At 59.0% G+C, this 26,960-nt stretch carries 29 protein-coding genes and 1 tRNA gene; 17 read left to right on the forward strand and 13 right to left on the reverse strand.

Features of this window, described 5'->3' with window-relative positions; all coding sequences use genetic code 11:
• Positions 1 to 76 precede the first annotated feature (76 nt).
• Positions 77 to 853, forward strand: coding sequence for an exodeoxyribonuclease III (gene xth, locus HY17_RS13130; RefSeq protein ID WP_034767254.1), 777 nt, complete (start codon positions 77 to 79; stop codon positions 851 to 853).
• On the opposite strand, the gene HY17_RS13135 is transcribed toward xth, so the two are convergent.
• The 3 genes from HY17_RS13135 to HY17_RS13145 form a co-directional block, all read right to left on the reverse strand.
• Positions 850 to 1,626 carry a hypothetical protein gene (locus tag HY17_RS13135; RefSeq protein WP_139068997.1) on the reverse strand — a complete coding sequence of 259 codons (777 nt, stop codon included), beginning with the start codon at positions 1,624 to 1,626 and terminating at the stop codon, positions 850 to 852. The two genes, xth and HY17_RS13135, sit on opposite strands and share 4 nt — an antisense overlap.
• 14 nt (positions 1,627 to 1,640) lie before the next feature.
• Complete coding sequence (locus tag HY17_RS13140; protein WP_034767259.1) at positions 1,641 to 3,239, reverse strand: hypothetical protein; 1,599 nt, start codon at positions 3,237 to 3,239, stop codon at positions 1,641 to 1,643.
• Between the two features lie 110 nt (positions 3,240 to 3,349).
• Entirely contained in the window at positions 3,350 to 4,282 is a 933-nt protein-coding gene (locus HY17_RS13145) for an alpha/beta fold hydrolase (protein ID WP_139068996.1), read from the reverse strand.
• A gap of 566 nt (positions 4,283 to 4,848) precedes the next feature.
• Between HY17_RS13145 and HY17_RS20270 the strand changes: the two genes are divergently transcribed.
• Genes HY17_RS20270 through HY17_RS13160 form a run of 3 tightly spaced genes read left to right on the forward strand, consistent with a single transcriptional unit; the run spans position 4,849 to position 6,922 of the window.
• On the forward strand, positions 4,849 to 6,090 hold the full coding sequence (locus HY17_RS20270) for a hypothetical protein (protein WP_034767265.1): 1,242 nt from the start codon (positions 4,849 to 4,851) through the stop codon (positions 6,088 to 6,090).
• Positions 6,087 to 6,527, forward strand: a complete 441-nt coding sequence (locus HY17_RS13155; RefSeq protein ID WP_034767267.1) for a TadE/TadG family type IV pilus assembly protein — start codon at positions 6,087 to 6,089, stop codon at positions 6,525 to 6,527. Before HY17_RS20270 ends, HY17_RS13155 begins: the two co-directional genes overlap by 4 nt.
• Entirely contained in the window at positions 6,527 to 6,922 is a 396-nt protein-coding gene (locus HY17_RS13160) for a TadE/TadG family type IV pilus assembly protein (protein ID WP_034767269.1), read from the forward strand. Before HY17_RS13155 ends, HY17_RS13160 begins: the two co-directional genes overlap by 1 nt.
• A gap of 27 nt (positions 6,923 to 6,949) precedes the next feature.
• On the opposite strand, the gene HY17_RS13165 is transcribed toward HY17_RS13160, so the two are convergent.
• Positions 6,950 to 7,762: a metallophosphoesterase family protein gene (locus tag HY17_RS13165; protein ID WP_197020285.1), complete on the reverse strand. Its 813-nt coding sequence runs from the start codon at positions 7,760 to 7,762 to the stop codon at positions 6,950 to 6,952.
• A 54-nt stretch (positions 7,763 to 7,816) separates the two neighbouring features.
• Positions 7,817 to 8,641, reverse strand: a complete 825-nt coding sequence (locus tag HY17_RS13170; protein WP_051600082.1) for an enoyl-CoA hydratase-related protein — start codon at positions 8,639 to 8,641, stop codon at positions 7,817 to 7,819.
• 231 nt (positions 8,642 to 8,872) lie between these two features.
• Here HY17_RS13170 and HY17_RS20625 point away from each other — a divergent pair, with 231 nt between their 5' ends.
• Positions 8,873 to 9,001 (forward strand): hypothetical protein, encoded by a 129-nt coding sequence (locus tag HY17_RS20625; protein WP_255342769.1) that lies wholly within the window; start codon positions 8,873 to 8,875, stop codon positions 8,999 to 9,001.
• Between the two features lie 118 nt (positions 9,002 to 9,119).
• On the opposite strand, the gene HY17_RS13175 is transcribed toward HY17_RS20625, so the two are convergent.
• A complete protein-coding gene (locus tag HY17_RS13175) occupies positions 9,120 to 9,506 on the reverse strand; it encodes an N-acetyltransferase (protein ID WP_233348813.1) in 387 nt (128 codons plus the stop codon).
• Between HY17_RS13175 and HY17_RS20570 the strand changes: the two genes are divergently transcribed.
• Positions 9,426 to 9,611 carry a hypothetical protein gene (locus HY17_RS20570; RefSeq protein ID WP_233348797.1) on the forward strand — a complete coding sequence of 62 codons (186 nt, stop codon included), beginning with the start codon at positions 9,426 to 9,428 and terminating at the stop codon, positions 9,609 to 9,611. The genes HY17_RS13175 and HY17_RS20570 overlap by 81 nt on opposite strands.
• Before the next feature lie 6 nt (positions 9,612 to 9,617).
• Here HY17_RS20570 and HY17_RS13180 read toward each other — a convergent pair whose 3' ends face one another.
• Entirely contained in the window at positions 9,618 to 11,150 is a 1,533-nt protein-coding gene (locus tag HY17_RS13180) for an acyl-CoA carboxylase subunit beta (RefSeq protein WP_034767274.1), read from the reverse strand.
• Positions 11,151 to 11,659: 509 nt separating this feature from the next.
• Positions 11,660 to 12,157, reverse strand: a complete 498-nt coding sequence (locus HY17_RS20275) for a hypothetical protein (protein ID WP_146740251.1) — start codon at positions 12,155 to 12,157, stop codon at positions 11,660 to 11,662.
• Positions 12,158 to 12,425: 268 nt separating this feature from the next.
• On the opposite strand from HY17_RS20275, the gene HY17_RS13190 reads away from it, so the two are divergent.
• Together HY17_RS13190 and HY17_RS13195 are read left to right on the forward strand one after the other, a co-directional pair.
• Positions 12,426 to 14,255 carry a DUF1800 family protein gene (locus tag HY17_RS13190; RefSeq protein ID WP_034767277.1) on the forward strand — a complete coding sequence of 610 codons (1,830 nt, stop codon included), beginning with the start codon at positions 12,426 to 12,428 and terminating at the stop codon, positions 14,253 to 14,255.
• A gap of 9 nt (positions 14,256 to 14,264) precedes the next feature.
• A complete protein-coding gene (locus tag HY17_RS13195; protein ID WP_051600084.1) occupies positions 14,265 to 15,659 on the forward strand; it encodes a DUF1501 domain-containing protein in 1,395 nt (464 codons plus the stop codon).
• Positions 15,660 to 15,667: 8 nt separating this feature from the next.
• On the opposite strand, the gene HY17_RS13200 is transcribed toward HY17_RS13195, so the two are convergent.
• From HY17_RS13200 to crcB, 5 genes are read right to left on the reverse strand one after another with little or no spacing between them, the layout of a single operon-like run.
• A complete protein-coding gene (locus tag HY17_RS13200; protein WP_034767279.1) occupies positions 15,668 to 16,510 on the reverse strand; it encodes an SDR family oxidoreductase in 843 nt (280 codons plus the stop codon).
• Between the two features lie 39 nt (positions 16,511 to 16,549).
• Positions 16,550 to 17,266, reverse strand: coding sequence for an ATP12 family chaperone protein (locus HY17_RS13205; RefSeq protein WP_034767281.1), 717 nt, complete (start codon positions 17,264 to 17,266; stop codon positions 16,550 to 16,552).
• A 43-nt stretch (positions 17,267 to 17,309) separates the two neighbouring features.
• Entirely contained in the window at positions 17,310 to 18,005 is a 696-nt protein-coding gene (locus HY17_RS13210) for an HAD-IA family hydrolase (protein WP_034767283.1), read from the reverse strand.
• Between the two features lie 12 nt (positions 18,006 to 18,017).
• Positions 18,018 to 19,064 (reverse strand): RluA family pseudouridine synthase, encoded by a 1,047-nt coding sequence (locus HY17_RS13215; RefSeq protein ID WP_034767285.1) that lies wholly within the window; start codon positions 19,062 to 19,064, stop codon positions 18,018 to 18,020.
• Positions 19,061 to 19,444: a fluoride efflux transporter CrcB gene (crcB, locus tag HY17_RS13220; RefSeq protein WP_034767287.1), complete on the reverse strand. Its 384-nt coding sequence runs from the start codon at positions 19,442 to 19,444 to the stop codon at positions 19,061 to 19,063. The genes HY17_RS13215 and crcB overlap by 4 nt, the downstream gene beginning before the upstream one ends.
• 94 nt (positions 19,445 to 19,538) lie before the next feature.
• Between crcB and HY17_RS13225 the strand changes: the two genes are divergently transcribed.
• The 9 genes from HY17_RS13225 to HY17_RS13270 all read left to right on the forward strand — a co-directional run bounded on the left by HY17_RS13225 (position 19,539) and on the right by HY17_RS13270 (position 26,930).
• Positions 19,539 to 19,612 (forward strand) — tRNA-Gly (locus HY17_RS13225).
• A gap of 326 nt (positions 19,613 to 19,938) precedes the next feature.
• The gene (locus HY17_RS19520) at positions 19,939 to 20,364 is read left to right on the forward strand and encodes a copper-binding protein (protein WP_051600085.1); all 426 of its coding nucleotides are present in this window, start codon (positions 19,939 to 19,941) and stop codon (positions 20,362 to 20,364) included.
• 66 nt (positions 20,365 to 20,430) lie between these two features.
• Positions 20,431 to 22,347, forward strand: a complete 1,917-nt coding sequence (locus HY17_RS13235) for a copper resistance system multicopper oxidase (protein WP_034767289.1) — start codon at positions 20,431 to 20,433, stop codon at positions 22,345 to 22,347.
• The gene (locus HY17_RS13240) at positions 22,347 to 23,156 is read left to right on the forward strand and encodes a copper resistance protein B (RefSeq protein ID WP_051600086.1); all 810 of its coding nucleotides are present in this window, start codon (positions 22,347 to 22,349) and stop codon (positions 23,154 to 23,156) included. Before HY17_RS13235 ends, HY17_RS13240 begins: the two co-directional genes overlap by 1 nt.
• An 18-nt stretch (positions 23,157 to 23,174) precedes the next feature.
• Positions 23,175 to 23,402, forward strand: a complete 228-nt coding sequence (locus tag HY17_RS13245; protein ID WP_051600087.1) for an SHOCT domain-containing protein — start codon at positions 23,175 to 23,177, stop codon at positions 23,400 to 23,402.
• Positions 23,403 to 23,512: 110 nt separating this feature from the next.
• Positions 23,513 to 24,565 carry a nuclear transport factor 2 family protein gene (locus HY17_RS19525; protein WP_065383084.1) on the forward strand — a complete coding sequence of 351 codons (1,053 nt, stop codon included), beginning with the start codon at positions 23,513 to 23,515 and terminating at the stop codon, positions 24,563 to 24,565.
• Between the two features lie 133 nt (positions 24,566 to 24,698).
• Positions 24,699 to 24,959: a DUF5676 family membrane protein gene (locus HY17_RS13260; RefSeq protein WP_034767291.1), complete on the forward strand. Its 261-nt coding sequence runs from the start codon at positions 24,699 to 24,701 to the stop codon at positions 24,957 to 24,959.
• A gap of 142 nt (positions 24,960 to 25,101) precedes the next feature.
• Positions 25,102 to 25,599 (forward strand): DUF411 domain-containing protein, encoded by a 498-nt coding sequence (locus tag HY17_RS13265; protein WP_034767293.1) that lies wholly within the window; start codon positions 25,102 to 25,104, stop codon positions 25,597 to 25,599.
• On the forward strand, positions 25,596 to 26,930 hold the full coding sequence (locus tag HY17_RS13270; protein WP_034767294.1) for an APC family permease: 1,335 nt from the start codon (positions 25,596 to 25,598) through the stop codon (positions 26,928 to 26,930). Before HY17_RS13265 ends, HY17_RS13270 begins: the two co-directional genes overlap by 4 nt.
• Positions 26,931 to 26,960: the final 30 nt, after the last annotated feature.

The raw sequence follows: 26,960 nt of genomic DNA on the forward strand, positions 1-26,960 counted from the left end.
TCTCCTTGAAGTTTCCGGGAGTATAAGGGCCGGAACTGGCTGGAACAATGGGGCGAAGCTGCTTAAAGGTCAGCGCATGCGTATTGCCACATGGAACGTCAATTCGATCAAAGCGCGCTTCCCGACTGTGCAGGAAGTGCTGCAGAACATCGATTGTGATGTCGTCTGCCTTCAGGAACTGAAGTGCGAGACGGACGCCTTCCCCTATATGGAACTGGAAGAAGCTGGCTGGAACTGCGCCGTGCTGGGCCAGAAATCCTATAATGGCGTGGCCATTCTCTCGAAATATCCGCTGGAGGATGTGACGAAAGGCCTCTCCACTATGAAGGACGACCAGGCCCGCTTCATCGAAGCGCTGGTCATGGCCGACCGGCCGGTGCGGGTCGGCGGGCTCTACTTGCCGAACGGCAACCCGGCGCCGGGCCCGAAATTCGACTACAAGCTCGAATGGATGGCCTGCCTGCTGGATCATGCCCGCGAGCGCCTGAAGGCTGAAGAGCCTTATGTCCTCTGCGGTGACTACAACACGATCCCGACGGCGGTGGATTGCTGGGACGAGACCAAATGGGCCGATGACGCCCTCGCCCTGCCCGAAACGCGTGAAGCCTTCCGCCGGATCAAGAACCTCGGCATGGCGGATGCGTTCGAAATCACCGACGGCCGCGCCCACCAGTACACATTCTGGGACTATCAGGGCGGCGCTTTCCAGAAGGATCACGGCATCCGGATCGACCATTTGCTGGTCTCCCCGCAGGCGGCCGACCGGCTCCAGTCCGTCGAAATCTACCGCAAGGCCCGCAGCCTGGACAAACCGTCAGACCATGTGCCCGTGATCGGGGTTTTTGAAGACTAGTTCACAGACCCGTAGGTCGCGCCAGCATCGTTGAAATAGGCGCGCCAGAAGCCCTTTACGTCCGCGACCGGCAGGTCGTAGATCTGGCGCGGCACGACGCGGGCGACGACGTCGACGCCTTCGAGCTTCGGCTTCGTCTCGGCCAGCTCCGAATCCAGATAGGCGTCATAGTCGGCGCCCATCTTGTAGAAGGAGAAGCCGCCGGAATGCTGCATCAGGTCTGACACCAGCACGACCCGGCGCCCGGCCTGTTGCGGCTGGAAGTCTGCCCGATCGGAGATGGAATAGATCGCTTCGCTCAATGGGGAGCTCGGCTGTTCCTTGTCCATCAGCGCCTCTTCCACCGTGCCGACCAGCGGCTGGTAGAATTTCTTCTGCCAGGCCTGTTCGATCATCTTCGGGTTCTGTGTGATCGGGTTGGCGGCGGCGGCGCTTCCCGGAGAGCAGGACGTGTACAGAACTTTCGGATTGTAAGGATCGGCTGCGTTAGGAACCATCACGCTCAGCTTGCCAAACTTCGGCAATGACCGGGCCTCGTCGTTCACCAGTTCACGCACCCAATCCATGTCGTTCGGATTGAACGGATCCGACTGGTCGATCAGAAGGATCGTATGCGCCGGGTCCTTGTGGTCCAGGCGGCAGCTGGTGTCAGACGCCACGGCTGGCGGCTGGCTGAAAGCGACCAGTGCGAACAGGCCGAACACGCCGGTCAGCATGGCACCGATGGTGCCACGCCAGAACCAGGGACCACGAGTACTCCTGCGTCTTGCCATGACCAGCTATCTCCTCAGGCGCGGCGGGCCTGATCAACAGGCACATGGGTGGAACCCTTGACCTGCTTGACCTCACGGACCTTGCCGATTTCTTCAGCAACTTTCTTCTCGATGGACGACAGCCCCTGCTGGACGTGCTGGATGTGCTGCTCCAGCCATTCCCGGCAGATATTCAGGGCCGTGATGTTGTTGTCGATGGTCTTCATCGCTGTCTGTGCCTGTTCCCGCTCCTTGGCCATGTCGTAGGACGGCAGCTGCGGCGTGACGATCTCGTCGAAATAGGCCGGACAAGCCGCCTGATCGCCAAGGCGGTCACGGTTGGCATTGCGGGCGCGCCGGTGCGCCTGGCGGTACGCGACTTTCAGGCTGCGCTCCTGGTCGGCGGCGCGCGAGGCAATCGCGATGGCAAAGTCACGCCGGGCATCCAGCAGGTTCATCGCCTTTTCGATTTCGCGCTTGGCAGCGACATGGCGCGACTGCTGCGTCTCGAACCACTGGCGGCAGTGCGTGAAATAGTCCGACAGGTCGTCGCGAACGGCATTGCGGACCGCCTGACGGCGCTCATACGCCTTGCGTTCCTTGCGCCACACACGGCCATAGCCTGGGTAGCGGTCAGAAATGCGGTCATAGCCTTCATAGATGGCAAGGCCGAAGACCGTCAGCCCCATGAACAACAGGCCGAGGGCGATGAAGCTGTCGAGGCCGACGATGTTCGGGAACATCGATACAAACACTTCAGACGGCGAAATCGAGAACAGGGAGAAGGTTCCCAGCCCGGCATCGGCCTCCGTGCTGTGCAGGCCGGTTTCGACAGCGTCGCGGAAGTGCGCCACGAAGAAGTTCAGCAGGATGCCGGAAATGATGCAGACGGTCGCGACCGTTCCGCCAATCACCTTCTTGATGATGCTGGGGCTGTTCAGCGCATAACGCAGGCCGAAGAAGCCGGCGGTCACACCGAGGCAGACGTTCACGGCGCTGACGCCAAAGGCGATCATCATGCCGCCGATCAGGCCATTGGACTGGGCATCCTTGAACAGGAGGGCGTTGAAGCCGCCTTCCAGGATCATGATGAAGACGAGAATCGCGATCGCCTGCTCGACGTTCTTCTTGATGTCCGGTGTGCGGTCACCGATCCGGTCGCCATGACGGGCACGGAACTGCTGCAGTTCGATGATCGCAGCGGAATGCGTTTCCTTGGCGTCTGCGGTATCGTCGGTCTCATAGTGACGATACTCGTTTTCTTCCGACTTAATGGCTTCGCGCAGCTGATCGGGATGAATGTCGATTGGCGTATAGTCGGCAATATAGTTGCGGACAGATGCAGACGCTGTGGACATCCAGGTGCTGAGACCGCGGCGCACTTCCTCGGCACGCTCGGCGATCATCTGCTCACGCTCGCTCCACTGATCCTGTGTGATGGCCTCGGACACCGGCAGGCCGTCCTGGGCATCGGCTTTTGCATCCTTGCGGGTCATCTGGCGGCTGATTCCCAGCTCGCCTTTGGCTCGTTTGCCTTTCAGGCCGTGGTCGGCCAGGTCATTGGGAAGCTCAAGCGGCTTCACCTTGGTTTGACAACCGACATCTGCGCCCCAGCGCACAGTGTTCTTCGCCATAACGCATCCTCATTAACAATACGGGCAAAAAAATTAACTGTCCGCAGAATGCGCCGCAGTGGTGAACGGGCGGTAAACCATCCCGCGTTATGTGCAATTCGTAATGTTGATCAGAGCGCGTCAGCCAGAACCGAAAAGAACTCATCGGCAGACTGGTAGATCACCGACATGTCGCCAGACGTCAGGTAGGCGACGGGCGGCAGTCCCAGCCGATCCGCCTCGCGCTCGATACCGGTCTTCCAGCTGCCCGTGGTTTCGATGCCTGAAATGACCATCGCCGGCGTATCCCTGAAACAGCCATCCGACAAAATCGGGTCTTCCTTCAGGGCATTACCGAGCTCAAACGTAAAAGTCGGCACATCCAGCCGCGTCTGAAGCATGGAGATGGATTCCGACATCAGTTCAGGATTGTTCCGAAGAAATGCGATGTCGCCAATGCTCTTGCGCCAGAGATTCTCAAAGACCCAGGTCTGCCCGAAGACGCCCCAGGAACTCTTCAGCGCCATCAGGGACAGCTGCCCGCCTGCTGGGCTGGTAAGCGCCTGCTCGAGGGCCCTGGCCATCCATTCCGGCTGGAATTCGCCCATCTGCTCATAATTGAAGCCGCAATTGGAGAAGACAGTGAAGGCGACTCGCGAATCTCCTGACAGGGTGACGCGCTCGCAAATCGGATTCGAACAGCCGATTCCAACCAGCACCACGTTCTCAAGATTCATTTCCTCAAGAAAACTCCGGATCAGGCCAGTTTGCGCCTCCCGGTCGGTCAGTGGCGAATTGGCGCCAAAGCCCGGGCGCCGAATCGAGATGACCCTAAAGCCCGCCGCTTTCGCTGTGCGGCAGAACAGTCCCGTCGGCCAGCAGCAAAGGTCGAGCGACTGCAGAATGACGAGCGGGCGTAATTCGGGGGCGCCATCGACCAGATATTCAAGTGAAGCGAACTCATTCTGGTGGCGGTGGACCACTCTGCCGAACGGATCAACCGAGGCAGGCCAGGAAGGCACCACACGCTGATCCATCCCGAATATGCGCTTAAGAACAGGCATCAGCACCATCCGCCACAAAGAACAGTTTGAACGCAGCCAAACCGTACTGCCCGCGAATCAATGATATTTTACGCCAGATCGTCTTCCGCTGAAGCCTCGCCGGAAAAAATTTGCCTCACATAAAACTGGCAAAAAGCATTTATCTGCGAAAATATTATTTCTGGATCGATGATCCCAATTTCAGCTCTGGTTTAAACCTGAATCGTTGCTCCCGCGACGAAATCTCATAATTACTCCAATGACGGTCCCGGGACGGGACAGGCCCAGCCTGCACGGCTGAAATTAATCTTTCCTGCAGTGCCTGCGGGAAGGAATGCGAGTGTGCCGGTGAACGCCACACACCAATCAAGGGGACGCCCCCCCCCCCGATTGTCTCGCAGGGATACGAATTCCCCCGCAAATACTGGGGCCCCATTTTCCCGCCAAGAGCGCACGAGACGTTTGGACGAAGTATTAGGGTTAGCGCTTATTTTCCGTGGTCGGATTGATTCACGCTTTCGCATTGACGGGCGCGAAAGCTGATCGCGTCTGAATCGGGCGCGGAGTTGAGGCGGAATGCAAAAATCATGCTGGAATTCGTCAGATTATTTTGGTCGAGCAAAAAAGGCGCCACGGCGATTGTCGTTGCCGTCACCCTGCCGGTTCTTGTAACCAGCGCTGCGTTTGGGACGGAGGCGGCATTCTGGACCTACAGGCACCGCTTGGTGCAACAGCAAGCAGATGCCGCGGCCTATGCCGGCACGCTGGAACTCATGGAAGGTGACGAGAACGGTATTGACGTCACCGGGGCGATTGAAGAGTCGCTTGCCATCAACGGCTTCCGTGGAGACATCGGGACTTATGTCGCAGAGTGGCCTCCAAAATCAGGCGCCTATGCCGGAAAAAAAGCCGTGCGGGTTTCCGTGTCTGAAAAGTGGCCGCGCATGTTCACCGCACTCTTTCTCAGCAGCGACGTGGACATCGGAGCCGGCGGCACCGCCAGCCCGGAAGAACTGGGCGAAGCTTGCATGCTGGCGCTGGACCCCAGCGGCTCGGGCACCGTCAACATCACCGGCACGGCGGACGTCACGCTGAAAGGATGTAGCGTTGTGGCGAACTCGACGTCCGGCAGCGCCTTTACCCAGTCCGGCTCCAGCAATTTGTCTGCAGCATGTGCCGGGGCGGTGGGCGGTGTATCGGCCACTACATCGGGAATGGATCTGACAAGTTGCTCCTATCCGAGGGAACGAATCCCACCGATCAAAGACCCCTACGCCAACGTGCCGGAGCCGACCGTTACCGGTCCCTGTAAAACCCCGAACCTGTTCGATGGCAGCCCAAGCTCGACCTATTACATCACGTCAGGCCGGTATTGCGGCATGACCGTGAAGCGCACCGTGAACCTGGCGCCGGGACTCTACATCATTGATGGCGGCGACCTGTCGTTGACATCCACATCCAAACTGAACGGATCCGGCGTCACCTTCTTCCTGACCAATGGGGCCCGTCTCATCATCGACGGCAGCGCTGACGTCGATATCTCGGCGCCGACAAGCGGAACCTATTCCGGCCTGCTTTTCTTTGCCGACAGGTCCGGCCCGCAACTAACCCACACATTCAGCGGCTCGGCCAGTTCCCAGTTTGAAGGCGCCGTCTACATGCCGAATGATCACCTGGTCGTAGCGGGCTCCAATTCGGCAGCGGCCGGATGCACCCAATTCATTGCCAGGACGCTGGAACTGACCGGCACGTCAGGCGCCGGCATTTCCTGCGACAGCAGTGGCACCAACGGAATCGAATTCTATGGACGTGTGAGGCTAGTCGAATGAGCAAACTGACCAAACTCAATCTGGTGCGCCTGCAATGGAGCCGGAGTATCAGAGGAATCGCCGCAGTCGAATTTGCACTGACCGCTCCCCTTTTTGTGCTGCTCCTGCTGGGGATCATCACCTATGGCATTTCCATCAAGGAACATGGTGACGCACAGGAAGCGATCCGAGCGGGCGCACATGCCGCCATGTCGGATGTGCGCGACACAAGCGCTATCCAGAATGTCGTCTATCAAGCCCTGAACAGTACGAAATACCGTTCACGCGTCAACGTGAAGCGCTCACTGCGATGCGACGGCGCAGACACAACATCAGTGAATTGCAGCGATGGACGGGCCGCCGAAGAATTCGTCGAAATCAATCTCAGAGTCTTCAGCAATGCCGAACTGACGGGCACTCCAAAAATCCAGAAAGATGTGGAAGTGAGGGTCTTCTGATGCGTCTACGGAACCTCTTGAAAGATTGCCGCGGTGTAACGGCAGTCGAGTTTGCCATTGTGTCGCCCATGCTTATCCTGATGATATTCGGCGTTATCGAAACGGGCCGGTTCATGTTCATCAATAATTCGATGGACTCGGCGCTCGCCAATTCTGCGCGCCTCTGGATGGTTGATCCGTCAACGCCCGAAAGCATCGTGAAGGCAACCTATTGCGAGCGATATACGATGACGAATTGCGCTTCCACACAGTTCGTCGTTACCAACAAGACAGTGGATGGCCAGAACTGGCGAATCCTTAGCGCCACAGCCGAATTTACGTCTCCATTGGCTGGCCTCATCCCATTGCCGACCCATGTATCACGCTCGGAAGCGATACCGATTTATACCCACTAGGCAGGAGACGCTGCCAGACGGAGGGGGTCACGGGCGGGCGAGTGTCAGCTCCCCGCCCGGGTGATCCGGCCAGTCGCTGGTCTTGCTGGGCGCATAGTCGATTCCCGGCACGCTTTCGAAATAAGGCTCGCCCTCTTCCGGCAGGATGAGCGCCGTCAGGCGGCCACCATGGACCGCCGCTGTATCGATGCCTGTGGCATTGGCAAAACAGGCCGGGCCATCCAGCCAGGGCTGATGACCGAAAATGACATGGCCGAACCGGCCATCATAGACATCGGCCCAGAATGGGTCGCCCGGCTTGTTGTGGCCGAGCGCGAGATACTTCCCCGTCTCTGCGGAGACATACCGGGTCCGGAGGATTTTCCGGAAGGCCTTACCGCGGCGCCCATGCCAGCGGCTGGCAAGTTCCACAGTTTCGGGAAAGCTGCGCTGCGTTCCAGGGATGCCGCCATGCACGACCAATGCACCCCATTCCGGCAAGCGCAGGAAGGGTATCGCCGTGGCCAGGAAGGCCCGGTCCGCTTCCAAAAGCTCTGCATCCAGCGCGGGCAGCTCCGGCGCGTCGGCGGCCATCTCCCGCGCCACTTTCGGGCGCTCGGCCGTGTTGATGTGATAGCGGCGGTGGCGGTCTTCATGATTGCCCTCAATGAGGATCACCTCATAGGGCGCTGTCTCGCTCAGCTGGCGGACGAAGCGGACTACGCCTGCCGGCTCCGGCCCCTTGTCGACAAGGTCGCCCACAAAGACCAACCGGTCCCCCGCACCAAGCGCCAGCTTCGTAATCAGCGCCAGTAGCGGCGCCAATGCACCATGCACGTCTCCGATAATGGCGGTTTTCATGAGCAGCCCCTCTCTGCCGCATTTGGCGCCCGTGAGGCCATGCATCAAGGTCTGTTACCGTCCCCGGAACACGGGCTCCCGCTTTTCTACGAAGGCTTTGGTGGCGTTGCGGTGGTCTTCCGTCGCGGCGCAGTGGACATGGTGTGTGGCTTCCAGATCCATGCAGTCGAACACGTCGCCGGACGACATGGCCCGGTTGAGGTTTTCCTTCATGTAGCGATAGGCGACCGACGGGCCGGAGGCGAGGCGCCGGGCAAAGCTCATCGTCTGCTCCGCCAGCTCGTCCGGCTCGCACACCCAGTTGGTGAGGCCGAGGGCGAGGGCTTCGTCGGCGGACACACGCTCTGACAGGAAATAGAGCTGGCGTGCCTTCGCCTGGCCGACCAGCTGGCTGAGGAAGAAGGTGCCGCCATAATCGCCGGAAAAGCCGACGCGCGCGAAGGCCGTGGTCATGATGGCGTTACGCGACATGATGCGCATGTCGCAAGCGAGCGCGAGGGCAAGCCCCGCCCCGGCCGCCGCGCCCGGCAGGGCCGCAAGGGTCGGCTTCGGAATGGTGTAGAGCTTGCCGGAGGTGGCACGCTGATTGACGCGCTGAGTGTGGATCGCCTCGTCGATCGTGGTCTCGCGCCCGCCGCCGGTGTTGCGCGCGTTCATGCCCTTCACATCGCCGCCCGCGCAGAAGCCCTTGCCCGCCCCGGTCAGTACGATGCAGCGGACCTCGGGGTCCAGCTCCGCCTTCGCCAGCGCCGCGCCCAGCGCCGCATTCATCTCGCCCGACATGGCATTGCGCGCCTCGGGCCGGTTCATGGTGAGCGTCAGCACGCCGTCTTCCAGCGCGGTTAGCAGGTGATCGGTTCCGGTGTTCGTGATGGTCATGCGCGTTCCTCCTGATTTTGAAGGAATGTGTAGGGTATGGGGCGAGTTTGTATAGGGAGGGCGGTCTCTTACAATCGCGGCTATTCGGGCCCATATGAACACTACGCCATTGCGCCCAATTTGGCTCAAGCATGCGGCGTGGTTCTTCCCGACAAAATACAGACGGACCTGACGTCCGCACACCGGGCGCCCGGTTCCCCGTCCCGACTCTCTCCCCAAAGGATCAAGACCATGGCCAAAGGCCAGAAGAAATCGAACAAGGAAATCCGCAAACCCAAGGCCGACAAGTCAAAGGCCAAAGGCGCGAGCCCCACGCTGAAAGACGACACGATGCTGGGCGTAGAAAAGAAGCGGCGCTAAGGCCCCCAAAACCCGCGCCCATGCTTCGACTTCGCTCTAGCCAAGAGCGCTTCATTATAGCCGCACACGGGACTCATTCTGAGCGAAGTCGAAGGATAAGGTCACGCGAACACACCCCCTATGCTTGCTTCTCCAGCCCCTTCTCAAGAAGAAGGGTCGTGAGATTGCTGTTCCATTCCAGATCGGGATAGCGGTCTTTTTCCAGATATCCGCGCGCCAAGTAGAAAGCCTGGCTTCGTGTGTTGAACGTGTCGGTTTCAAGCCGCGCTGTGGGGTGCCCCGCGCGGGCGATCTCCGCTTCGGCAAGGCCCATCAGCTGCGTGCCGACGCCCATGCCCGCATAGGCGGAATGGACATGCAGCGCGTGAACGAAGTCGTTCCGCCAGTGAACAAAGCCAGCCACAGCGCCCGTACGCACCACGACATGAAATTCCTGCCAGCACTCACCGACATAGGTTTCCGGACGCTTCGACGCCCTGAAAGCTTCAGCGGCCTGCTGGGAGATGTTGGGCCGCCAGGTGCTTTCGAACGTGTCGTAGAGGATGCCGATCAGGGCATCCTTGTCCGATGGGTTTGCAGAGCGCGTTTCGTCTATCCCGTCACCTCGTGACCCGCCTTACAACGGAATGTTATCGTGCTTCTTCCAGGGGTTTTCCAGTTGCTTGTTCTTCAGGCTACGGAGGGCCTTCGCGACGCGGCGGCGAGTTGAGTGCGGCATGATGATGTCGTCGATATAGCCCTTGCGCGCCGCCACGTACGGGTTCGCGAAGTTGTCTTCATACATCTTCGTGTGCTCGGCGATCTTGTCGGCGTCGCCGATGTCTTTCCGGAAGATGATTTCCACCGCGCCCTTGGCGCCCATCACCGCGATCTCGGCCGTCGGCCAGGCATAGTTGACGTCACCGCGCAGGTGCTTGGAGCTCATCACGTCATAGGCGCCGCCATAGGCCTTCCGTGTAATGACGGTGACTTTCGGGACCGTGGCCTCTGCATAGGCGAAGAGCAGCTTTGCACCATGCTTGATGAGGCCGCCATATTCCTGCTTGGTGCCCGGCATGAAGCCTGGCACGTCCACAAGGGTGACGATCGGAATGTTGAAACAGTCGCAGAAGCGCACGAAACGCGCCGCCTTGCGGGAGGCGTCGATGTCCAGAACACCGGCCAGCGTCATCGGCTGGTTGGCGACGAAGCCGACGGTGGAGCCCTCGATCCGGCCGAAGCCGCAGAGCACGTTGGCGCCGAATTTCGGGCTGATCTCGAAGAAGTCGCCTTCGTCGGCTACTTTCTCGATCAGCTCGCGCATGTCGTAAGGCGAGTTCGGGTTCGGCGGGATCAGCGTGTCGAGGCTTTCATCGATGCGTTCGATATCATCGAACACGTCGCGGACCGGCGGGTCTTCGCGGTTGGACCCCGGCAGGAAGTCGACCAGGCGGCGCATCTGCACCAGCGCTTCGATGTCGTTCTCGAACGCACCGTCCACCACACCGGACTTGGCCGCGTGTACCGAAGCACCACCGAGTGTCTCGTGGGTGACCTCTTCGTTCGTCACGGTTTTCACGACGTCCGGGCCGGTGACGTACATGTAGGACGTGTCTTTCACCATGAAGATAAAGTCCGTCATGGCCGGAGAATAGACGTCACCGCCAGCGCACGGGCCCATGATGACGGAAATCTGCGGGATCACACCGGAGGAAAGCACGTTCTCCATGAAGATGTCGGCATAACCAGCCAGCGAGTCGACGCCTTCCTGGATACGCGCACCGCCGGCATCGAAAATGCCGATCACCGGGGCGCCGACGCGGGCGGCGGCCTGCTGGACCTTCACGATCTTTGCGGCATGGGCCTTGGAGAGCGAGCCGCCGAAGACGGTGAAGTCTTTCGAGAAGACGTAGACGAGGCGACCATTCACGGTGCCCTGACCGGTGACGACGCCGTCACCCGGGATGCGCTGGTTTTCCATGCCGAAATCGGAGCACTGGTGCTCCACGAACATGTCGTACTCCTCGAAGCTGCCTTCATCGAGCAGGACGGAGATCCGCTCGCGGGCCGTCAGCTTACCTTTGGCGTGCTGGGCTTCGATCCGCCGCTCGCCGCCACCAAGGCGTGCCTGTTCCCGTTTCTGCTCCAGCGCTTCGATCACATCCTGCATCCGACCCGGGCTCCTTGCTAAAAGAGTGTCATATATTTTGTCTGAAGTGCTTGATAGTCGCACCACATCACTTGGCAAGGGCATGCTGTCGGCTATCTCGTCGCTGCCCTCGCGGATTGCCCTTGCGTCAGCAGTATCGGCTCTGGTCGAATGGCGCGCTCAACCAATTCATAGCGCTACGAACTCAGCCCTCCATGATGAGCATTTCCGGCGCTGCCAGCCTTGCCCTAGAAGTGAGATGGACCGCGCTGGGCATGGCTCAAACCCATGATGAACCGCGTGGACGTGCGCGTGATCACTGGATGTTCTCCTGGCCCACCCACGCCACATTACGTAAGGGAAGCCGAACTGGAACCGATTTTTAGTCTCTCAGCCCATTGCGAGCCCCCCCGCGTTTCCTCACCTCAAGACCGTCAGATCGCCGGTCACCCCTAAAAAAACCGCCCCGGATGTTCGGTCCGGGGCGTCACGCAAAACTCCACTATTCTGGCGGAGGAAAATATAGGTCTCTACCAGAGGCTCCTGCGCTCATCATAGCGAGGCCCGCCACGTCGGTGCGGAACTCCCTGAATGTCCGTCACCCGGCCATGACGGACGGTACAGCTGACACTTCTTTCGAAGTCGTGCCGGCGGCCCTCGAACTCCACTTCACGGAAGCGGACGGTGTATCCACGCCGGCCAAATGGCTGAGCCCAGGCACGGCTGTCGAAATCGACATCTCGGAATCCCATCCTGTGGGCTTCCTGTCTGATGCCTCTCCGGCAAACCTGGATCGCTTCGCGGCTCATCCGGTCACGATAATTTGGCGCATACCCGCGCGTCGCTCCGCGATAGCTGTACGCAGCCGGACGATAATCATAGCCGCCATGCCCGACCTCGATGAAGAGAGCGGAATTTTTTTCAAAGTCGGTGGCGACTGAAGCTCGAACCGGCGGACTGTCCGCCGAGGCCGGGAGAGCGATGAGGGCTGACGCAGCAAAGGCAACGGCGGCCGCTCCGGAAGTCATGACGTGTTTCATCATGCCTGCAGAAAAACATGCCGTACCGGAACCGATGCTGAAATCAGCGTTCATTTCCCGTTGTCGGACGATTTTGTTGAAACCCCGTTTATTTCGGCCCCAAAACGAACACAATTCGCCTATCAGGGGAAAGTGACCGCCCTCAACGGGCATATAGCTGCTATTTTATGAACCATTCCGTTTTTTAAGGTGACGAAACTCCGTGACACAGGCATTCGGTTGAATAAACCGACAATCCAGAACGGATGGTGGAGCCATGAACAAATCATTGGCCTGGAAAATTACGGCTGTTTCTCTCGCGGTACTGATGACTGCATGCGGTGGAGGTGGCGGAAGCGGCACGAGTAGTGGCGGCGATATTGCGACTCCGGTGTCTCCACCGCCCCCGTCCCCGCCGCCGGCATCTCCTCCGCCTCCCCCGCCGCCCGCGACCCAGGGAGATTCCGGATTCTCGACACCGGAAAGCACATCCCGCTTTCTGACGCAGGCGACATTTGGCCCGACAACGGAAGATCTGGACACATTCACGGGCACGAGCGCCTCGCAGTGGCTGGTCAATGAATTCGCCAAACCGGCGAGCCTCAATGTGGCCTGGGTGACGAATTTTCTGGAGGTACCAGGCTCAAGAGGAGATGAAGGCCTGGTCAATGACAGAGGTGCGGAAGGCCCCACGCACTCATTCTGGATCAACGCCATTACAGGTGACGATCAGCTTCGCCAGCGCGTCACCTTCGCTTTGTCGCAAATCATCGTTGTTTCGCATCATGACTCCTCAAGCTCGACTTTCCGGCGTCCGATTACGGTCGCCTATTATCAGGACATTCTGACCCGCAACGCATTCGGCAACTACAGGGAGCTGCTGGAGGAAATCACCTATTCTCCGGCCATGGCGTATTATCTGACCTACTTCAGAAACCAGAAGGAAGATCCCTATTCGCACCGAATGCCTGATGAGAACTATGCGCGGGAAATCATGCAATTGTTCACCATCGGCCTGAACGAATTGAATCATGATGGCACCCTCAAGCTCGGCGCAGATGGTCAACCCATTCCAACCTTCGACAATGACGATGTTTCCGGACTGGCGAAGGTCTTCACGGGACTGGCTCCGGACACAGGCGACTTCGATCAATACAACACAGGGATTCCACAGGCGTATGAGGCGCGGCCACTCGTCGTGTATCCAGCCTATCACTCTTCTTCGGAAAAAACCTTCCTCGGCACGACCATCCCCGCCGGGACAAGCGGAGAAGAGAGCATAAAAATTGCTCTGGATACGTTGTTCCAGCATCCCAACATGGGCCCATTCCTCAGCCGCCAGATGATCCAGCGACTTGTCACCAGCAACCCTTCACCTGCCTATGTGGGACGCGTCGCGACAGCATTTGAGACGGGCCAGTATACGCTTCCGGACGGCACGAGTGTTGGTGATGGGCGTCGCGGCTCGATGGAGGCGATGGTCGCAGCAATTCTCATGGACGCCGAAGCCAGGTCCGATGAGATGCTGGCGTTTGATACATTCGGAAAAGTCCGGGAGCCTGCGATCCGGTTCGCCCAATGGGCTCGGGCTTTTGATGCCTCAGCCGTTACCCCTGAAGATTCGTTCAATCCGTACGACGAAACGACAGACATGACGCTTGGCCAGATTCCGTATCAGGCCGCATCTGTGTTCAACTTTTATCGCCCGGGATATGTTCCTCCAGGCAGCGAGTCCGGCGCCGCCGGAATGACCGTTCCGGAACTTCAAATCACAAACAGCTCCACGCTCGTCGGCTACGCCAACTTCATGGCGCATTTCACTTTTGCGAAAGCCCTTCAAGGGAATCAAGCCCATAGCACCAGCTTCATTCCAGACTACACAGAAGAGCGTGCGCTTGCGAACGACCCCGCTGCGCTTGTCGATCATCTCGATACATTGCTCGCATCAAGCCAACTTACTGATGCAACCAAGAATAACATCGTACAGGCAATCGACGCCATACCGCTGACGAATGAGAACATTTACCGGTATGACGGACCGCTAGAGCGGATCGGCACAGCCGTCCTGATGGTTATGACGTCCCCAGAATATCTCGTGCAACGTTAGGAGATGGATATGAGTATTTCCCGGAGACATCTCCTCAAAGGCATCGGCGCTGGCGCGCTGAGCACAGCAACGCTGACGACCCTCGGAAGCGCGATGCGCGGGTTTCAGGCGGCAAATGCAGCAGAGGTCACGGATTACAAAGCACTGGTCTGTGTTTTCATGTGGGGTGGGTGTGATACGCACGATGTGCTGCTGCCTTATGACCAGACATCATATGACCAGTTCCGGAACATCAGATCTTCATTGCTCGCAAGTTATGGTGCAAGCCGTGACCGCAGCAGCCTGCTGCCACTCACGCCAGCAAATTCTGCAGACCTCGGCGGACGTCAATTTGCCATGCCGCCAGAAATGAGTGGGCTGCAAGGCCTGTTTCAGTCGGGTGATATGGCCTTTGTCGCCAACACCGGGCCTTTGATCAGGCCATTGAACAAAACGCAATGGCGAGATGGGTCGGTGCCCGTACCCAAGCAGCTTTTCTCGCATAATGATCAGCAGTCTACCTGGTCAGCCAGCGCACCCGAGGGCGCCCAGTTCGGATGGGGCGGCCGCTTCGCAGATGCGGCTGTCGCATCCGGAGCAAACATCAACCGGGAATTCAGCACGATCACATCAGTGGGGAACGAGTTGTTCCTGACCGGACAGGACGTGCTGCCCTACCAGATCGGTCTCGATGGCGCGCCAGAAATCTACCTGCTGTCAGAGTACAATGACGACGGCATTTCAAATCTGTTGCGCCGCCACTTCACAGCTGCAGAATTCAATGGAAGCAACCTGATCGGACGCGATATCGCCCAGATTGCGGACAAGTCCGTGGTGCTTAACGAATCCTACAATCAGGCGGTCGCGAACCTCATTCCAATTTCAACACAGTTTCCGCGATCTTATCTGGGCGCGCAGCTACGCTCCATCGCGAATACGATCGCCATCCGGGATAGTTTATCCGTACGCCGACAGGTATTCTATGCAGGCATAGGCGGATTTGACACACACTCGAGTCAGTCAGCCGATCTCCCTGCGCGACTCTCGGATGTCTCTGCTTCAATCACAGCATTCCACACAGCCATGCAGGAGCTTGGTATCGCAAACAGCGTGACAACATTCACTGCCTCCGAATTCGGGCGTACGCTATCGGCGAATGGCGACGGAACGGATCATGGTTGGGGCTCACATCACATGGTCGTCGGCGGTGCGGTGCAAGGCCAGAACATCTATGGCGAAGTTCCACCTATGGAGCTCGGGCATGAGCAGGATTCCGACAATGGCCGCCTGATCCCGACGACATCCGTTGAACAGTTTGCGGAACCCCTGGGCCGGTGGTTCGGATTGAATGATAATGAACTGGCGGCTGCGCTGCCGAACCTCGGCAATTTCACGGCCGCCAATCTAGCCCAGAACATCGTATAACCGGACGCTCAGAGCACGTAGTGATCGCCGGAAGCGCGGACGGTGACCTCGCCAACCGATACGCCCCACGGCTGATCAATCGCGTGCAGGACTTCGCGCGCTATGAAGGCCGGATCGAGGACGAGATAGTCGATGTTTTCCGGGTCGAGCGCCAGTCTGTCGAGTTTGCCTTCACGCAATGCACCCAGAGCCGTACTGAATTCGACCATGTTCTGGCCCACAATTCCGATGACAGCTTCGGTATTGATGACGCCCGCACCGAGACCGGTACCGGGCACCCCCGTCGGTTTCACAATCGTGACCTTGATCCGCCCGCGTGACTCCATGCGCATCGATTCCGAGAGGAAATTGACCGCCGCTTTTGTCGCGCCATAGACACCGGCGCCCACGACCGGAAAATTCCCGTAGATCGACGAGATATTGATGATGTGCCCGCGCCCCTGCGACAGCATCTGGTCGTGCACGGCCACCATGCCGTTCAGCACACCCCGGAAGTTGATATCGATGCAACGATGCCAGGCGCCCATCGCCTCCTTGTGATCGGCGAAGAAAGCGAGTGGCATGATCCCGGCATTGTTGATCATCACATCAATCTGGCCAAAGGTTTCTACCGCCTTCTCTGCCAGAGCTACCATATCCTCCGCAGACGTCACATCTGCTTTCACCGCAACAGCTTCTCCACCAGCGGAACGGACCAACCCGGCCGTTTCCTCGGCCGCCTCAATATTGATATCCGCGCAGACCATGCGCGCACCGCGTTCACCGGCTTGTTGAGAAATCAGGCGCCCGAAGCCACCGCCGCCCCCAGTCACGACGATCACCTTGCTGTCTACGTAACCATTCTCCGCCATGTTTTCCTCCCATGCGGTTTAATTCATTCTTTTTGTGGCTCAGCGGAGCCCTCGCATCCATGCTTCCAGCGCGCGGGCTTCCTTGCGACGGGCTTCGGTGGCGGCTTTCGCTTCTTCGTCTTCCCCCCACTGCTCGATCTGCCAAGCCTCATCGACGCGGGACACCTCAAACGCGTCGGCTGCCGAGAGCTGGCCTTCGGCAACAGCCAGAGCCAGCAAGGCCGAGCTGAACAGGCCACAGCCGAAGAGTGTTCCGGTGAGACGGAAATCATCCATCTCCAGCGCGACCTGGCGCGCGGCCTCCAATGAGGCATCGGGCTGTGGTGATGCCAGCAGGCCTTCGACAGGCACTAGAAGAATATCGAGTTCCTGACCCGCCCATTCGCGCACCGGGCGCCAATAGGCTTCCTCGCGTTCGACCAGTTCTACGGGGCCTTCCGCGATGTGGCACAGCAGGTCGGTCTCGCAATACCGAGCAAGTTCGTCGGCCATTTCCTCACGCGCTTCAGGCGTACGGTCGATGGCGACATTGGCCAGGCGCGTCAGGTGCATGGCGGCAAGGTCGATAATGTCGCCTTGTTCATTCCACTCGGCGGCAATGGCCCGGGCGAGGCGCTGGCTGGGCAGGCAAAGCGCTGCGCGGGCGGGCGTCTTAATGGAGCGCCCGTCGAGGGCAACGGTCCAGCCACCGGGCATCTGCTCGGCAGCGGCGTCTTTATAGAAGCGCTTGGGCTTGTGAGAAGGAGTATTCGTCATGGGTGCGCATGTACGCCGCGCAGGCCTTGTTTCCAAGAGACAACTACGCCCCTTGCTGTCCCCCTGCGGCAACGGACCTGAAATTCATGACGCTCTCGCGTAGTGTGCGGAATTCATGGTGCACCTCATGTGCACCGGCCTCTTCCAGCTCGTGGGCAGCCCCGAATCCCCAGCTGACGCCAAGCGACCGAACGCCAGCGGCGCGGCCCATGGCGATATCGTGGATGGCATCCCCGATCATCAGGCTCGCGTCTGGCTCCATTCCGAGCGCATCCATCGCCTGCAGCACCATATGGGGATGAGGTTTGCCCGGACCGTCATCGGCGCACCAGATCGTGTCGAAGAAATGTTCCAGCTGGTGCAGTTTGAACAGGCTTGCGATGCCTGCCCGTGTCTTGCCCGTCGCCATGGCGATCAGCCAGCCTTCATCGCGCAGGGCTTCCAGCGTTTCGAGCGCGCCATCATAGAGCGGCTGCTTAAAATCCGGACGGGCGCGGGCGCGTACCCACGTATTCCGGTAATCCGTGACGAGCCGCTCGATCTCATCCACCGAGGCACCCGGCGCCAGCTGGGCGCATGCTTCGTGCAGACTAAGACCGACGATCCGGCGTGTATCGTCATATTCCGGGGGCACTAAACCGGACTGCCGGAAGGCTTCCACCATCACATTGTGGATCGTCTCACGGCTGTCGACCAGCGTTCCGTCGACATCCCAGATGGCAAGGCGCAGGTCAGTCATGGCTTCCAGACATCAGACAAAGGGCGCGAGCGGATCCTTGCCCGCTTCCTGCTCAAGGAAGCCGAGCGCCTCGAACGTCTGCTTCATGTGAGGCGGCAAAGGCGCAACGATCTGAAGCGGCTTGGCGTTGGGGCGAGGAATGATCAACGCACGCGCGTGCAGGTGCAGCCCCGGCGCGAGCCCCTGCGGAACCTCCCGGCGGCACTGGTATTTGAAATCGCCCAGGATCGAAGTGTTCATTTCCAGCATGTGGAAACGCAGCTGGTGCATGCGCCCGGTCAGGGGTTTCAAAGCAACCCACGCCGCGCGCTGACCAGCCGTCGAGATCACCGCATAATCGGTAATGGAATGGCGCGCGCCTTCCACGCCCTGGGCGGAGCGGAACATGCGTTCGCGATCGGAGTCCCGGCGTCCGCGCGTCTTCGGGTTCACAACGCGGTATCCGTCCTCTTCATGCTCGTCAGGCACGCCCTTCACCATCCAGCAACGGATCTGTCCGAATGGCGGGTTTGGCACAGCGACGGTGACAGCCCAGTAGACCTTGTCCATGTCGCGGCTGCGGAAGAGTTCGGCGAGCCGCGCAGCAGACGCCGGATGTTTCGCCACCAGAAGAACGCCGGACGTATCCTTGTCCAGCCGGTGGACCAGCACCGGCCGGTGCGTGCCATCGCTCAGAGACGCTAGCATGCCGTCAATGTGCTTGCCCTGCCCGGAACCGCCCTGCACAGCGAGACCGGCGGGCTTGTTGAGGGCAATCATATCGTCGTCTTCGTAGAGCGTGATTTCACGCAGAAAGTCACGGTCTTCCTTTGACAGTTTCGCCGTCTTGTCAGGCGCCGGGCGTGCCTCATCGGTGCTCAGGATCGGTAGCCGAACCTGCATGCCGGCGGAAAGGCGGGTGTTGGACTTCGCCCGCGCGCCATCCACCCGGATCTGCCCGGTACGGAGCATCTTCTCTACCTGGCCCTGGGTCAGCTGCACGCGGCGCTTGATCCAGCGATCAAGACGCGTGCCTTCCTCCTTGGAGGTGACGGTTTCGGTGACGATCTGTCCGCTCATGCAAACACCTTCCGGGCCAGCCAGAGGCCGATGAAAAGCGCGACGAGACCCAACGCGACAGACAAGGCCGCATAGGCGACCGCACGGGACATGTCGCCAGCGCGGACAAAATTGGCAACTTCAAGCGAGAAGGCGGAAAAGGTGGTGAATCCGCCCAGCAGTCCAGTCGCCAGGAACAGCCGGAGCTCCTGCGGGCCGCCCTGCCCGCGAAACGCAAGCCAGCTGATCAGAAACCCCATGAAAAAGCTGCCGATAATGTTCACGGCAAAGGTGCCATAAGGCCAATGATCAGGCATGTGGCGCACAGTAAACTGGCCCACTCCATGGCGCATGGCTGCGCCAAGGGCGCCGCCTGCCGCGACTGCTAGAAATCCGTTCATGGCCCGCCTTCTATCCGCTTCCGGCCCCGGGCGCCAGCGGCATGCCCAGCCCTCTTGCGCCGGGTCCAAAACGGGCTCAAATACCTTTCGGCGCGCGGGTGTAGCTCAATGGTAGAGCAGCAGCTTCCCAAGCTGACGACGAGAGTTCGATTCTCTTCACCCGCTCCAGTTTTTCTTTCATTATTTCAATGAGATAGAAGCCAGCAATGCTTTGGCCACGGAACACTTTCCTGTTCCAGCTAGAAACCAGCTAGAAAAGCACTTCTATCGATGGCCAATGGTAGGAAAGATAGAGAACCAAAGGCACATGCCAGACAGCAGCACGCCAATAGCTCCCTGTCCGGCTTCTCCGGCCCCAGCCAATGCTCAAGTGGAAATCCCCGGCGATTGACGCTATGAGGGAGAGAAGGATGCGGTGCGTATTGAACTCAGCTCAATCGCACTCTGGTCCGGACCGATCAGGATTGCCGGATGAAGCAAAGGGGGAAGTCCGTATGATCAGATATGCAGTTTTCGCCGGATCACTGGCACTTGCTCCTCTGGGTCTTGTGTCCTGTGCGCCAGCCTCACCCGTTTCACAGGAAGAGATCGCAGATCCGGATGCACTCGGAGCCGCGCTCGGCCCGAGGGTCGCACCAGCCTTTGGGTCGATCCTTTCGCTGGATTCCGCAAACCGAACCATCGAGATCACTCACACTCCGGTCAACGAAACCGGCTGGCCGATCATGCAGATGAACTTTTCCGTCGCGCACCATGTCGATGTCAGCGGATTTGCACCTGGCGACCCGGTCGAGTTCATTTTCGATTACTCGAATGAAGATGTTCCCGAGATTGTTGCCATAAGGCGCGTCAGCGCTCGCGAAGTAATCGAGGCACTGGTCCCCGACGACGAAGAGTCCTCCGGCAATGAGCCGAACTGAGTCAGACCTGAGGGTCTTGCTGCGCGAATGCGTAACAGTAGCCAACACGAATTGTTGGATACCGATATGCTTTCAAGACGACATCTGCTGCACTACACGCTGGGAGCAGGCGCTGCTCTCGGGGTAGCTGGTATGCTTCCAGCGTGGGCCCGCTCCTCCAGTGACGGAAACCTGGGAATTACTTCGGCCTCAGGTACCGCCTTCGATCTGGAGATTGCAGAGTTTCCGGTACGCATCAACGGTAAGACCGGAAAGGCCGTCGGCATCAATGGACAGCTGCCGGGCCCGCTGCTTCGCTTTCGCGAAGGCGAGACGGTGACGTTGAATGTCACCAACAAGCTTCAGGAAGACACGTCTGTTCATTGGCACGGCCTGCTTGTCCCGTTCCAGATGGATGGTGTACCGGGTGTTACGTTTCCAGGCATAAAACCTGGCAAGACATTCCGCTACCAGTTTCCGGTCCGACAGAATGGCACGTACTGGTATCATTCCCATTCCGGCCTGCAGGAACAACTAGGGCATTATGGCCCGATCATCATCGAACCGTCAGAGAGGGATCCCATCGCCTACGACCGGGAATACGTTCTGGTGCTCAGTGACTGGTCCTTCACAGACCCGCACCGGATTTATGCAAAGCTCAAGAATAATGCCGAAAGCCTGAACTTCCAGCGCAGGACCCTTCCCGACTTTTTGAGGGATGCCGCCAATAACGGATTCAGTGACACGCTGGAAGATCGCGCCATGTGGGGCAAAATGCGTATGTCCCCGCGCGATCTCGCAGACGTTGGGGCACCGACCTACACCTATCTCATAAACGGTCATTCCACCGCTGAGAATTTCAATATGGTGTTCCAGCCCGGCGAGCGCGTCAGACTGCGGATTATCAATGCATCAGCCATGTCGCTCTTCAATGTGCGCATTCCGGGTCTTCCAATGACCGTTGTGCAATCCGACGGTCTGAATATTCAGCCAATCGAGACGGACGAGTTCCAGATGGGCGTCGCAGAGACTTATGATGTTATCGTTGCTCCCGAAGATGATCAGACCTACGCCTTCGTCGCCGAGTCAATTGACCGTTCTGGTCAAGCCGTCGCCACCCTCGGCCCTCGACCCGGCCTGCGTGCGGCGGTTCCGGACCTGCGGCCTGTCCCATCACTGACGATGAAGGACATGGGCATGAGCCATAAGAGCATGGCCGGCATGAGCGATATGGAAAACAGGCCCACCATGTCCGACATGTCTGGTATGTCGAGCATGGATCACATGACACATGGGGATATGCCACGTACGGCTATGGGCCCGGATCCGCACGGCCCTCCAACGCAACTGGCGAGTGTTGAAGCGTCTCTCAAAAAGGGACCTGGCGTTGCAAACATTGCGGCCATGCCCTCAAGCCGGCTTGATGAGCCGGGCATTGGATTATCCGATCAGCCGCACCGTACACTGACCTATTCTCAGCTTCGCAGCCTCGAGCCGAATCCCGACTCCCGATCACCGCAGAGAGAAGTCGTCATACACCTCACCTCCAATATGGAACGCTATATGTGGTCATTCGACGGCGTGAAGTTTTCAGAAGTCACGCAGTCCATCCGGTTTCGCGAAGGCGAACGTGTCCGATTGACCCTCATCAACGATACAATGATGCCACACCCGATCCATCTCCATGGGATGTTCTTCGACCTCGTCAACGGAGGAGGAGATCATAAGCCGCGCAAGCATACCGTGGTCGTCAAACCCGCAGAAAAGCTGAGCGTTGACGTTTCGGCAGAACATGTCGGCGACTGGGCCTTTCACTGCCACCTGCTCTACCACATGCATGCCGGCATGATGCAGGTCGTGTCCGTCCTGCCGTCCACGGACAAGATGCCAATGGACCATGACATGATGGGGCATGACATGCCTATGGAGCACGAAATGCCGATGGATCACGATATGATGGACCACTCCGCCATGGGCCATGACAAGCCTGAGGAGATGAAGTGATGCGCAAGGTGATGTTCGCAGCGCTCGCCGCAATCGCCGTTACGACAAGCGCATCAGCGCAAGCACATGATGATCAGCCGCCGTCTTCTTCTGAAAAGCCCTGGTCACAGGCCGACGCCTATTACGGAAAGGAAACAATGGCTGATGCCCGCAGGGCGGTTCAGGCCGGAGGCGGCGCACAGAATTCCTTTTATGTTCTGTTCAACCAGCTCGAAGCGCAGTTTTCTGACGAATCGGAATCCCTGTACTGGAACGGCCAGGCCAGTTGGGGCGATGATATCAACAAGCTCTGGATAAAGTCCGAGGGACGTACTTCCCTGAATGGCGACGGTACCGAAGACGCCGAGCTCCAGGCGCTGTATTCCCGCGCAATCTCTCCCTATTGGAACCTTCAAGCCGGCGTGCGGCATGATTTCGAACCCCATGGCCTGACCCATGGCGTACTGGCGCTCCAAGGATTGGCACCCTACTGGTTCGAGATCGATGCCTCGGCTTTTCTCAGTGAAAAAGGTGACCTGACAGCCCGCTTCGAAGCAGAATACGAGTTTCTGCTGACGCAGCGTCTGATTCTGCAGCCCCGCATCGAGGCGAACTTCTCCGCGCAGGACATTGCCGAACGCGAGACCGGCTCGGGCCTGAATTCGATCGATGCAGGCCTGAGGTTACGATATGAATTCGTCCGGGAACTGGCGCCTTATGTAGGCGTCGAGTGGCAATCTGAATTTGGCGGTTCCCGAGACTATACCAGAGTAGCTGGCGGAGACCCGGACCAGGTGGTCGTGGTGGGCGGTATCCGCACTTGGTTCTGAAGCAGACCGGAGGATCGGATGGCAAACATGAATCACTGGATGCCCGGCGGTGTCGGCGGCCTCATCGTCTGGGGCGGAATCATTCTTTTTGCCGGTCTCCTGCTTCGCTCGCTCCCAGGCCGGAGGCGCGATCCCCCGTCTGATCCGGAAACACCGCTTGAAATTCTCAAACGCCGTTACGCCAGGGGTGAGATCAACCGGGACGAGTTCGAAAGGCGCAAACGCGAGCTCGATGATGCCGGGTGAACCGGTTTCGAGGGACATGTGCATCCGGCGCGTATCACCTGCCAGAATGAATGGGTTGCCGGCCGCATGCCGAAAGCCCTGACGACCCGGCAACAAGACAGGAGCCTTTCTTGGACGGCCTCATAGAACCGAATATTCACCCCATCCTGGTCCATTTTGCCTACGCCCTCAGCATGACGGCCGCCGCATCCTACCTCCTGTGTCGCGTGTTCCCTTCCGGCCGCTGGACCCAATCCTTGTGGCCCGCGGCAGACTGGTTGCTGGCTTTTGCGGCCGCTTCGATCGTGGTGACCATCGCCGCGGGCTTCCAGGCCTATTATTCGGTCGATCATGATGAGCCGTCGCACATTGCCATGACGACACACCGCAACTGGGCGGTGCCGTCGGGATCGGCCATTCTGCTCCTTGCGGTGTGGCGCTGGCGAACCCGCGCAAAATCTGCGTCGGTCCTGTTTGTCGGCGCACTTTCTGCCGCCGCCCTCGCGCTGACCGCGACAGCCTGGTGGGGCGGGAAGATCGTTTACGGATATGGACTTGGCGTGAGGAGTCTGCCCGAGGTCACAGGCCAAGGCCACGATCATCATCATGGTGGCAAGACAGATGAGGCGGCCATCGCTGCCGGGCATGATGAAATGGCGTCTGCGCCAGGCCATGAGCACTCCGATGACGAGATGGACGACGGGCACCATGACGAGATGGCGGAAGGCGGCCACATGGACGGTCCCGGCAGCCATCATGAGGCAGATGCCGGGAGGGTGTCCGGGGCAGCCCAGACCGGCACGCCCGAATTCGTGGCCGATGCCTTCTCGGCCGCCTTGCGGTCAGGTGATGAAGATGGCTTGCGCGCCATGATGGCACCGGACGCGGTCATCGCGGAGGGCGGACAGGCCGAGCTGTCCTTCGAGGAATATGCCGGCCATCACATGAAATCCGACATGTCCTTCATGACCATGATGAATGTTCAGCTACAGGACCGGAAAGTCTTCCAGGCAGGCGACATGGCGACCGTCATTTCGCAATCGGAGATGAACGGTACATACAAGGGTGAGGCCGTCCACCTCCGGTCCATGGAAACCATGGTTCTCATGCGGAATGAGGACGGTTGGAAAATCACGCATATCCATTGGTCTTCCAGCCCCCTGGATGAAAGCCATGCACACTGACAGGAACTCAACTCGGGGCAACCTGCCGTATCACAAGAGCTGACCCCGGAAAACTCCCATTGGGAACGGGACGAGGGCCACACGTCATGGAAGGAATGCCACAGGTGTTCCAAAGAAAGAGAAGGAGACAGCCATGAAAATCAAACCACTGGGGCATGCCCTATCCATATTCCTGGCCATGACATTTACCCTATGTATTGCCTGGGGCCTCGTCACACCTGCAAGCCTTCACATGCATGCTGCATGGGAATCCCTGCTGCCCGGATTTTCCTTTATTTCCGTTCCGGGTTTCTTCCTTGGACTGATCGAGTCCTATCTCTATGGCTGGTATATCGCGCTGGTTTTTGTCCCGCTCTACAATTATTTCAATCGCGGCAATGTGCGTTCCGGCTGAGAACAACTGCGGAGACTGGAAAGGTACGACACCCGTATTGCTTCCCGGTTCGAAAGACAGAGCGTGGCCATTCGCCGCCGCCTCGATTTTCTTTGGGAACACTGTAGTGTTGCGCCAAGAGAGGGTTTGAAAGGATGACGTCATGAAAAAATGGATTGGGGGCCTGTTGGGCGCCACGCTGGTTGCGCTGATTTCGGGACTGGCATGGCTGGCCATTAACTCCGGGACCGCCAGGGCCGAAACGATGACCGTCTACAAGACACCCTGGTGCGGCTGCTGCACAGCCTGGGTCAAACATCTCCGGCGGGACGGATTCGAAGTGCGTGTAGTCGAGCGGGAAGATCTCGCCCCCGTCCGCGCGTCGCTGAGCGTGCCGGACCGGCTTGCCTCCTGCCATACGGCGGAAATTGCCGGATATGCGATCGAAGGACATGTGCCGGCTGCGGACATCAGGCGCCTGATGTCAGAGCGCCCCGCTGCAGCTGGCCTGTCGGTTCCCGGTATGCCTCTGGGCTCTCCCGGCATGGAAATGCAGGGCCCTCCAGATGCCTATGATGTTATTCTGTTCGGAAGCGGAACTACCAGCACCTATTCGAGCTATGTCGGACGATTCCCGGCCAGCGAGACCAGCGAGCCATGACACCGGAGACTTATAAGGAAGGGTCGCTCAGTCTGGCCGGAACCGTTGCCATGGGCACCGGTGTGATGATCGGCGCAGGCATATTTGCCCTGACCGGACAGGTCGCCCAATATTCCGGCCCGGCCTTTCCGCTCGCCTTCCTCCTTGCGGCGGTCATCAGCGGGTTCAGCGCTTACACTTATATCAAGATGTCGGACAAATATCCCTCGTCCGGCGGCATCGCCATGATCCTGCAGAAGGCCTACGGGCCTACAACGGTCGCGGCCGCCAGCGCGCTCCTCATGACGATGTCGATGATCATCAATGAAAGCCTTGTCGCCCGGACCTTCGGCGCCTATTCGCTGCAATTGTTCGACATCGAAAATACGGACACGCTCGTCCCGCTCCTTGCCGTCGGGTTGATCGCGGTTGCATTTCTCGTCAATATTGCCGGAAATAGGATCATTGGCGGCGTCTCGAAGATTGCAGCCGTCCTGAAGGTTGGCGGCATACTGATATTTTCCGGTGCCGCCCTCTGGGCGTCTGGATTTTCCTTCGAAGCCGCGAGCTCTGCGACGGAAGATGGGACCGGTCCCGCCGGCTTCCTCGCCGGTGTCGCACTGGCGGTCCTTGCCTTCAAGGGATTTACGACAATCACCAATAGTGGTGCAGAAGTCAGGAACCCCGGCAGGAATGTCGGACGCGCCATCATGTGGTCTCTGGCGATTTGTCTTGTCGTCTATATGTCCGTCGCCTTTGCTGTGGGGTCGTCGCTGACGCTGGAAGAGATCGTCGCCGCAAAAGATTTCTCGCTCGCCGAAGCCTCACGCCCCGCCTTTGGTGATCTCGGGGTGGGTTTCACCGTGATTATCGCAATTATCGCGACGGCATCGGGCCTGCTCGCCAGCGTGTTCGCGGTTTCCCGCATGCTGGCAATGCTGACCGACATGAAACTCATTCCTCACAGGCACTTCGGCATGCCGGGCGGGATTCAGAAACACATGCTGGTCTACACCGTTGTTATCGCGGCCATTCTTGCCGCCTTCTTCGACCTCGGCCGGATCGCATCACTTGGGGCGATCTATTATCTTGTCATGGACATTATTATTCACTTTGGCGTGTTGCGCCATCTGCGCGCGGATGTTGGTGCGCGGGCCTGGATCCTTGTCTCGGCAATCCTGTTCGATGCGGCAGCACTCGGCGCTTTCATCTTCATAAAGGCGATAAGTGATCCCGCGATTATCCTCATTGCCATCGGATCCATGACGGCGATCTTTGCCCTGGAGGCTCTCTATCTTGGCAAGGTCCGCAACAAGGAAGTATCAGGTCATGAAAGTTCGCATGCCCATTAAGCCAGCCTGCCTTTATGGTGTATTCTCCCC

Origin of the sequence: Hyphomonas sp. CY54-11-8 (assembly GCF_000682735.1) — a bacterium.
Lineage (GTDB): Bacteria > Pseudomonadota > Alphaproteobacteria > Caulobacterales > Hyphomonadaceae > Hyphomonas.